This window comes from Halomonas llamarensis, assembly GCF_023555005.1.
In the GTDB taxonomy this organism is placed as follows: Bacteria; Pseudomonadota; Gammaproteobacteria; order Pseudomonadales; family Halomonadaceae; genus Vreelandella; species Vreelandella llamarensis.
In genome coordinates, this window is record NZ_JAMJPJ010000036.1 from 24,215 (window position 1) to 32,985 (window position 8,771).

Genomic DNA, 8,771 nt, shown 5'->3' on the forward strand with positions numbered 1-8,771 from the left:
GCCCAAATGAGTACTGACCATCCACCAAATGCGCATCTTGCTAAATGGGAAAATGCTAAAAACCCTGTGGTGTCGATGTTTAAAGAGTACCCTGCGGGCCATCACATCCCTCCCCATCAACATCAGCGTGGACAGTTAATCTATGCCAGCACAGGTACGATGAGACTATGCACCCGCGATGAATACTGGTTATTACCTCCGTTTCGTGGCGTCTGGATGCCTCCTTACGTAGAACATGAAATGAGCGCCAGCACAGGGGTTTGTTTGCGGACATTATATGTCAATGTCGAATCGTTCACCTTGAACTTGCCCAGTCATCCAGTAGGAATAGGCGTCACTGCCCTTTTACGCGAACTGCTGATCAGGGCCTCCTCTTTTTCAATCACCTATCATCCAGACAGCTTCGAAGAACGCTTATTGCGGCTAGCATTAGAAGAAATGAAGCAGGCCTTCGAGTGTGGATTAAAACTGCCCATAGGCAGAGATAAGCGTTTGAAAAAGATCTGCAATACGTTGCTGGAAAATCCGGGTGACGTGCGCTCATTGGCAGATTGGGCGAATGAGGTCGGAGCAACTACTCGGACACTATCCCGACTATTTCGCACTGAGACAGGTATTTCTTTTATTCAATGGCGAGAGCAGGTACGCATTGTAAGTGCCATGTCTGGGTTAAGCACCGGGCAACGCGTTAGCCAAGTTGTGGAGCATCTAGGATATGCTTCACAAGGGGCGTTTACCGTTATGTTCAAACGTGTCACGGGTAAATCTCCCCGAGAGTATTTAAACGATCTGTCCTGTTCTCAAACAAAGTTGTCTCGCATGGAAGAATAGAATCCGCGTGAGATTGATATTGTTTCTCTACTTCTTGAAATAATCGGTAGAGGAATATGAAACGTTCACTAACGTCACTCACTGACCACTATTACGTTCTGATAATCGCATCTACATTCCTGCAAGGGTCTTCTTTTGTCAGCACTAAGCTCGTCATGGAGCAGATGTCGCCTTTATGGGCAGCGTCTGCTCGTTTCCTGGTCGCAGCAGTATCTTTGTCGCCTTTTGTTTTTATCCAAATGCGCAGGCATAAAATATCTCTTAAAGAGCTTCCTTGGGTAAAACTGCTAATAATTGGTAGTTTTCAAACAGTCGGCGTCATGTCGCTACTCAACATCGGACTAACGGCGACCAGCTCTTCAATAGCGGCCATTCTTATGGCCAGTAATCCTCTACTGGTGGTTGTCTTGGCATGGTTTATTTTAGGCGAGCGCTCCTCGACGTTTGCCTTATTCGGCTTAGCCTCTGCATTTATTGGAGTGGTTATTTGTATTGGGATCGACGTTGACGGCTACCACGGAATCGGGCATGGGGAAGTATTGGTTATGCTGGCATCAACCTGCTGGGCCTGCTCTACCGTGTTAAGTAAGAAATTTGCCATGACGCCCTCACCTTGGATAGTCACTTTCTGGCAGATGTTGATTGGCTCCCTGCTGCTTATGGTGATAGCTGCCTGCAGCAAACAACCTTTTTCCCTACCGACGGATGCTTACCATTGGGGAATGTTTATGTGGCTGGCAATTCCCGCATCGACTGGGGCTATCGGGCTTTGGTTTGCGGCGTTAAAGATTGGCGGCTCCGTACATACAAGCGGCTTCTTGTTTCTCTGCCCCCTGTTTGCCGCCCTGGTTGCATTTATATTGATCGGACAACACCCGGCATGGCATGAAGTGATTGGCGGAGTTTTGGTGGGCGCAGGCCTGTTTCTGATGTCCCGCCAGCGCCAATCAAACCAGCGACAGCAAAAACCAGAAAACCTACTTGATGCCCGCTAACATAGCATTGAGCGCTAAATGTTGAGCTAGCCAAGCTTGTCATCACCCCTTTATCGGCACAAACACCGGCGCTCCCTCGACCTCAACAACGGTGAGTTTTTGGCGGTAAAGATCTTCCAGCGCGCTGGGCACAAGCATCTGCTCCTTGGGTCCCCAGCAAGCATCGCCATTGGGATAAAGCAGCAAAATATGGTCGCACCAGCGGGCGGCGAGATTGAGGTCATGCAGACACATCATCACCGCCTGGCCTTCCCTAGCCTGTTCAGCCATAAGCGCCATCACAGCGCTCTGGTGGTGAAGATCAAGATGGTTGGTCGGCTCGTCGGCCAGCCAAATAGAAGGAGCCTGAGTCAGCACCGTGGCAATCGCCACCCGCTGACGCTCACCGCCAGAGAGCGTATTCACCAGACGGTCATGCAAATGTGCCACATCAAGCCGCTCCAGGGCCTGTTCGGCGCGGGCATAGTCGTCGGCACCTTCCATCTGCCAGGGCGATAAATACGGGTGGCGACCCATCAAGGCGGTTTCCAGCACCGTGGCGGGAAAACCGTCCTGGCGGTCTTGAAACACCAGGCCAAGCTGGCGGGCAATGTGCCGTCTGCGCTGTTGCGCTAGCGGTTCGTCGGCAAGCTTAACGTGCCCCGAACGCGGTGACTTGAGCCCGGCCAGGGTATGCAGCAGCGTGGTTTTGCCTGCGCCGTTTGGGCCTAACACGCCCCAGCTCTGGCCCGGCTCAACAGTGAGATTAAGCGGGGTTCCGCCTTGGCGACCGGGCACGTCGATGATGAGATCTTGAGTAACCAGGCGACTCATCAGCGGCTCCGGTAAAGCAGAAACAGGAACGTCGGCACGCCGAGCAGCGCGGTAATCACCCCCACCGGCAGTTGCTCGGGGGCAATGATGGTACGCGCCAGGGTATCGGCCAGCACTAATAAAGTACCGCCAGCCAACGCACAGGCGGGCAATATCAGCCGCTGGTCGTTGCCTAACAGCAAGCGCAGCATGTGGGGAATCACCAGACCCACAAACCCGATGCTACCGGCGGTGGTGACGGCGGCGGCGGTCAAAATGCTCGCCACGACGTAGATACCCCATTCCAGCGGGCGCACGTCGACTCCCAGGGCAGCCGCCTGTTGAGGGCCACGCGCCAACACGTTCAAGCTGCGGCCAAGCGGCACCAGCACCAGACAAATCGCGATCAATAGCATAAGCGGCGGCCAGGGCGTGCGGGCATAAGACAGATCGCCCATCAGCCAATAGAGCATTCCCGGTAGGCGCTCGGCCGGGCTTAACGCCAGCATTAAGGTGATGACGGCGCCCCACCCCGCCGCGACCACTACGCCGGTGAGTAGCAGCCGCGAGGGCGTCCAGCCACCACGTCCATGGGCGAGACCAAACACCAGGAAGGTCGAAAAAAGCGCCCCGGCAAACGCCGACCCAGACATCAACACACCACCTAAACCTGCCAACATTGCCCCCAGCGCACCAATCGAGGCGCCGCCAGAAAGCCCTAGCACATAAGGGTCGGCCAAAGGGTTACGCAGTAGCACCTGCATCAAGGCACCCGCCACCGCCAGCAGCCCACCCACGGCAAACGCGGAAAGCGCCCGTGGCAGGCGTAAATCAACCACCATGGTGCGCGCCAACCCATCGCCATCCCCCCGCACGACTGCCCATACATCGCCGACCGAAAGCGAGGCACTGCCTACCCCTAACGCCATGCTAAAAGCGGCCAGCGCCAGCACGGCCAAGAGCAATAGCGGCAGACTCAGTTGGCGGTACATAAGCACCCTGGGTTAGCGCCGCTCACGGGCGGTCTCGAGTTTTTCGCAAAGCAGTTTTGTGCCTTCCAATAGGCGTGGTGTGGGGCGCTGAATCAGCGAAGGCGGTACAAAAAACAAGTTGCCCTGGGCGACCGCTTCAAGTTCATCATACTGTTTCCAGCGGGTGAGCCAGTGGCGGTTTTCCTCGCCCATGCCAGCAGCAATAATCGCTTCGGGGTTGGCCGCGAGCACGGCCTCATCGTCTAGCCGTGGGACCAGTCGCTGCTGGTCGCCAAACACGTTGGCGCCTCCGCACAGCTGCACCACCTGGCCGATAAGGTGCTCATCGTTAATGCTCATCAAAGGTTCGTCCCACACCTGATAGAACGTCGGCACGGGGTCGCGATGAGCATAGCGTTCTTTTAACTGCGACATCCCCTTGCGAAACCCATCGGCAACTTTTTGCCCCACCGATTCGGTACCCGCTAGCCGGGCCAAGCGTTCAATCACGCTGGCGACGCCGTCAACGCCGCGTGGCTCAATATAAAACACCGGCAACCCCAGCGCTTCGATGGTTTCCAGCTGCTCGGGTGGGTTACCGGTGATCCAACCAATCACCAAATCCGGCCGCAGTGTAACCAACGCCTCCAGATCCATGCGTGTGTGGCTGCCTACCGACTGAACCTCTTTGGCCTCGGGTGGGTAGTCGCTGTAAGAAACCACCGCCACCACTTGCTCTCCGGCACCCGCCGCGTAGGTCAGCTCAGTAGCACCCGGCGAAAGCGTGGCGATACGCTGGGCAGGCGCCTCCAGGCACACTTTGCGGTCGCGGTCGTCGATCACACAACGGGCAAGCGAATCCGGTTCGACTTCAGCCGCTGCAAAACTCGCGACAGAGAGCAGCGCGGGGCATAAAGCCCCGCGCAACAGCCTGGTGAGGTTACTGGCCAAAATGAACACTGAGGAAAGCCGCCCGACCGGCGTTGATGTAGTCACTCGCTGTCTCATACTCTTTATCAAACGCGTTTTCGACAGTCACCCGCGCCGTCCAGAGCGGTGCAAACGCCCATCCGGCACGCAGGTTGACTAGACCATAACCACCAAGGCGCTCTTCGTTAGCGGCATCTTCGTAACGGTGGTTTTGGGCAATTAATGAGCCGCCCAGCGACCAATCACCAAGATCACGGTCGATATCCAGTCGCACACTTTGAGTGGCGCGGCGGGCTAGCCGATTGCCAGTTTCCTGGTCTTCCGGGTCCAGGTAGGTGAAGGTGGCTTGCAGTACCCACTCGTTGATTTCAACGCCGCTTGAAAGCTCAGCACCGCGAATACGCGCATTATTGACGTTTTGCGGCGCCCACAAACCGCTTGGCGTCGGTGCCCAGGCAATCAGGTCGTCGTAGTCGTTTTGGAAGACGGCCAAGTCCCAGAACCACTGGCTGTATTGGCCACGAATGCCCACTTCAACGGTTTCAGAGGTTTCCGGGTTGAGATCAGGGTTACCCGAATTCGGCCAATAAAGGTCATTAAAGCTCGGGGCTTTAAACGCAGTGCCTGCACTGGCTCGCAGCGTGTGGTAATTATCCAGATCGTAGCCCAGCGCCAAGCTGCCAGTGACTTCATCGCCGTAGGCTTCGTTGTCGTCGTAACGCAAGCTTGCTTGAATAGCGAACGGCGAAAAGTCGAGCAGCGCTTGAGTAAATACCGCGACGTTATCGCGACGGGTTTCAGCGAAATCATTAGTGCTTGCAACGCGGTCTTCGCTGATTTCTGCCCCCGCGATTAATGCATGGGCGCCAAGCTGAATATTGTTCTGCCAGCGGGCGGTTTGGGTACGGGTATCAATCACCGACCCACCGAAATTATCAATCGTATCCAGCTCGTCACGGGCTTCGCTAAGGGTTAACCGGCTGCGCCAGGTATCGGTGACCGGCAGCTCGCCGTAAATACCCGCCACCTGCTGAACGAAGTCATTCTCACCGCCGTCATATTCATTGTGACCGCGAGCGCGCAGCGCCAGCACGCCGACTTCAGCACCACTCCCAAACGTATGTGCCACACGGGCAAGCGCAGAGGTGTTGTCGTAGCCTTTGTCGTCACCCCCGCGACGAACAGGCTGGCCATCTGTATTGAAATGGCTAGCGGCAACGCTGTAGCGCGTGCCTCCCTCGCGGCCAGAAATACCTGCGCTTAACCGCTGGGTATTGAATGAACCACCGCCGAGCGAAATTCTGGGTTGCGGGCCCTGCTCATCACCGTCAGGGGTAAAGAGCTGTATCACGCCGCCGACGGCATCCGCACCGTAAAGGCTGCCTCGCGGGCCGCGCAAGATTTCCGCGCGGTCAAACATACGAGGGTCTAAATACTGAAAAGCGGCTCCCCCTGCCGTGGCGGAACGTAGGCGAATGCCATCAATCATTAGCACGGTTGCATCGCTGGGCGCACCACGCAGATAAACGCTGGTACTTTTACCAAAACTGCCGTTGCTAGTGACATCAACGCCCGGCTGGCCGCGCAGAAGATCGGTTAGGCGGGTAGGGTCTTGGCGGCGAAACGTCGCTTCATCTAGCACGCTAACAGAAGCGAGGCTTTCGTTGGCGGTGCGGGGTGCTAACGCAGCGGTCACAACAACAGGATCAAGTGCCGCTACTTCATTCGTCGCATCGGCGTACTGGGCCTGGGCTGAAAAGGAGATGGCTAACGGCAGTGCCGCCATAGCAAACGCCGCCCGTTTGGCGGTGGTGTGAAAACGGTGGTTCATGGAAGGGTCCCTTGCTCACTGTGCTCACCCGCACAGCGTGTTTTTTGACCGAGCAGAGGAAAGCCAAGGGAACATCGGTAGTGTGAAAGCCACCAGCATCACCCTGAGCCGCCCTCCGCGCCTCGGTATGGAGTGGTTCTTTAGAACCATCACGCTTAGGCCGGTCTCCGGGCTGACGAGCGAAAGGCCGCTTTTTAAAAGCACGAACCCTCTCTGAACGACCACCTTCCCATGCGTTAGCACAGTGGCGTCTTATAGCCGTTCTTATCTCGATCACCGTTGCGGGGGCAGCGTTGGATTCACAAAACGATCACCAACTTCCCGTTTAACTGATGGCGGCAACCACCATCAGCACCTGAGAGTGTGCGTAAGCTAGCAACTTGCCAAAAGGAGGTCAATTGAAAGAGGCGGTGCAGTGTTGCCGCTAGCCCTTTAGCTATTCTGGCCCCCACCGCCAAGACCACTACCGCATTAATTTAAGATAGAATGCTCATTGGTTTTAATTGCCTGTTTACGCGGCTTGCGGCCACTGCGCGCCCATGGAATGGAGCCGAAGGCGCAATGTAGTGAGCATCACCATGCCAGCACGGGTTATGTGTTTTTTGTCCAAGCGAACTCCATTTGGAGCGCCGTTTTTTCCGCCAAACTTTCGCTGTGTAACTTACTCACGAGATGCAGACTCATATCGATACCTGCAGATATACCACCCGAGCTAATAACACTGCCCTCATCAACCCACCGCACGCCCTCGACCACATGAAGTCGGCCAAACCTCTTTTTGAGTTCTGGAATATCCTCCCAGTGTGTGGTGACCTTGCACGAGAGAGAACGAACAGCGTTAGCCAAAAGAAAGATGCCAGTGCAAACGGTAGCTATCAACGTAACGCACTCCGCCTGGCTCCTAATCCAGGCAAGGACTTTCTCGTTTCCCATTTCATGGGTGTGCACACCACCAGAGACGATAAGCACGTCGAGTGGAGGGTGATCATCAATTGAGTACTCTGGCAGTACTTTATATCCAGCTCGGGCTGAAACCAATGCACTGCTCTCGGCAATTAAAAACACCGAGAACGGATTTTCGGTGCCACACAAACGCGATGCTGTGGAGAAGACTTCAAATGGCCCAGAAAAATCGAGCACTTCCGCGTCGGGGTAGATAAAAATGCCAATATTCACCTAGCTCTCCAAAACACATAACGCGGAAATAAGCGGCGGCCCGTCAGGGGCGTCCGGTGAAGGCCGTAGACCGGAACGTACTTAATTGACTGGTTATGTGGTTTGCCCCCGTTTGACTTGATCTCAGGCCAACTGCAACGGAAGCAAACCATGTAAGAATCAGTTTTTGCAGCCGTTTTTGCCGCACGTGATTCCTTCATGCGATGAAACCCAGTGGCTGGGGTTGTCACGGGTATCGAAACCGCACCCAGTTTTACCGCCTTTGTTACCGCTGTGAACTTCACCTGTTGGTGTGTGCTTGACTGCCATCTTGAACCCTCCTCAAGGGTGCGAGCATTCCAGGATTACCCTGACCGATTGGTGTACAAATTTTGTACACAAAATCAGCCTACACCCTGACCAAAAACTGTTCAAGCACACAAATTGTATAAATACACATAACACTTTGCTAATTGGCTGCCGTAGCGCAGCGTAGGCTGTCCAATGGAGGCCACGCTGTTTGTGGCCGGAGCGAAATTAAGCAATTTTTTATGTTTTACTTGCCGATACATAACTTAAGCTCATCATCAGCACTATTTACTGACAGTAAAATTATTATGTTTTTATAGCAATAATCACTGTTGCAACTGCAGCGACAAGAGTTGCCGAAGCCAGAACAACATTTAACCAGAACAGTTTGTTGCTAACTCTGTCTGATGATTCCGAGTTGAGTTTTAACTGCGTTTCGACCTTAGCTAAAGCCGCTTCAATATCTTCCGTACATCTAACCGAAATTGCCGCTCTTTGTTGTTCATGTATTAAGCTACCAACCTGTGCTGTGCCTTCCATCTCATCCAAAATTTGATTTTTGTTTTTATCCTTAACGTAGCTCAATGTTGAGTCTCCTAAAAACATAACGCCTTGGCTTTGCGGCGTACCGGAGCGCTAGCACAGGTGCGTCCGACAACAGCCACTTGTGTACGCCCAGCATGGGCATGAACTAATGGGGTGAAAGTCCCCTGTGGGAAGATCACCGTCCTTTGGGTTTCCCCGATTGAACGCCAACCACTAGCGAATGGCAAGGGCCGCTCCGCGAGGATCGGTCTGGAGGAAGCCGGACGCAAAACTGCGAGCTGATGGTAAGCGCGCCACTAACCACATCTTCTCAACCTGAGTTTTGCTGATCACACTGAGGCATTCTTTATCCAGGAGATCCTCATGGTCCAAGAACTCAATGCTATGCAGGCGTTTTGGCTCGGCCATCTT

9 protein-coding genes and 1 riboswitch are annotated in these 8,771 nt (G+C 54.6%); of the genes, 2 read left to right on the forward strand and 7 right to left on the reverse strand.

All coding sequences use genetic code 11. The features are described 5' to 3' along the window. The first annotated feature begins 6 nt into the window (after positions 1–6). Together M8006_RS15545 and M8006_RS15550 are read left to right on the forward strand one after the other, a co-directional pair. On the forward strand, positions 7–831 hold the full coding sequence (locus tag M8006_RS15545) for an AraC family transcriptional regulator (protein WP_250083770.1): 825 nt from the start codon (positions 7–9) through the stop codon (positions 829–831). Between the two features lie 56 nt (positions 832–887). Next, the gene (locus tag M8006_RS15550) at positions 888–1,826 is read left to right on the forward strand and encodes a DMT family transporter (RefSeq protein ID WP_250083771.1); all 939 of its coding nucleotides are present in this window, start codon (positions 888–890) and stop codon (positions 1,824–1,826) included. Positions 1,827–1,868: 42 nt separating this feature from the next. On the opposite strand, the gene M8006_RS15555 is transcribed toward M8006_RS15550, so the two are convergent. The 7 genes from M8006_RS15555 to M8006_RS15585 form a co-directional block, all read right to left on the reverse strand. Next, positions 1,869–2,639 carry an ABC transporter ATP-binding protein gene (locus tag M8006_RS15555; RefSeq protein ID WP_250083773.1) on the reverse strand — a complete coding sequence of 257 codons (771 nt, stop codon included), beginning with the start codon at positions 2,637–2,639 and terminating at the stop codon, positions 1,869–1,871. Continuing rightward, positions 2,639–3,610, reverse strand: coding sequence for a FecCD family ABC transporter permease (locus M8006_RS15560; RefSeq protein ID WP_250083775.1), 972 nt, complete (start codon positions 3,608–3,610; stop codon positions 2,639–2,641). The genes M8006_RS15555 and M8006_RS15560 overlap by 1 nt, the downstream gene beginning before the upstream one ends. A 12-nt stretch (positions 3,611–3,622) precedes the next feature. Continuing rightward, positions 3,623–4,516: a cobalamin-binding protein gene (locus M8006_RS15565; protein ID WP_430886841.1), complete on the reverse strand. Its 894-nt coding sequence runs from the start codon at positions 4,514–4,516 to the stop codon at positions 3,623–3,625. Positions 4,517–4,529: 13 nt separating this feature from the next. Further along, positions 4,530–6,350, reverse strand: coding sequence for a TonB-dependent receptor domain-containing protein (locus tag M8006_RS15570; protein WP_250083777.1), 1,821 nt, complete (start codon positions 6,348–6,350; stop codon positions 4,530–4,532). A gap of 141 nt (positions 6,351–6,491) precedes the next feature. Beyond that, positions 6,492–6,724, reverse strand: a riboswitch (cobalamin riboswitch). Between the two features lie 217 nt (positions 6,725–6,941). Further along, positions 6,942–7,526: a DJ-1/PfpI family protein gene (locus M8006_RS15575; protein ID WP_250083779.1), complete on the reverse strand. Its 585-nt coding sequence runs from the start codon at positions 7,524–7,526 to the stop codon at positions 6,942–6,944. Positions 7,527–8,120: 594 nt separating this feature from the next. Beyond that, a complete protein-coding gene (locus tag M8006_RS15580) occupies positions 8,121–8,399 on the reverse strand; it encodes a hypothetical protein (protein WP_250083780.1) in 279 nt (92 codons plus the stop codon). Positions 8,400–8,573: 174 nt separating this feature from the next. Next, a partial coding sequence (locus M8006_RS15585) for a hypothetical protein (RefSeq protein ID WP_250083781.1) occupies positions 8,574–8,771 on the reverse strand: 198 nt, incomplete at its 5' end.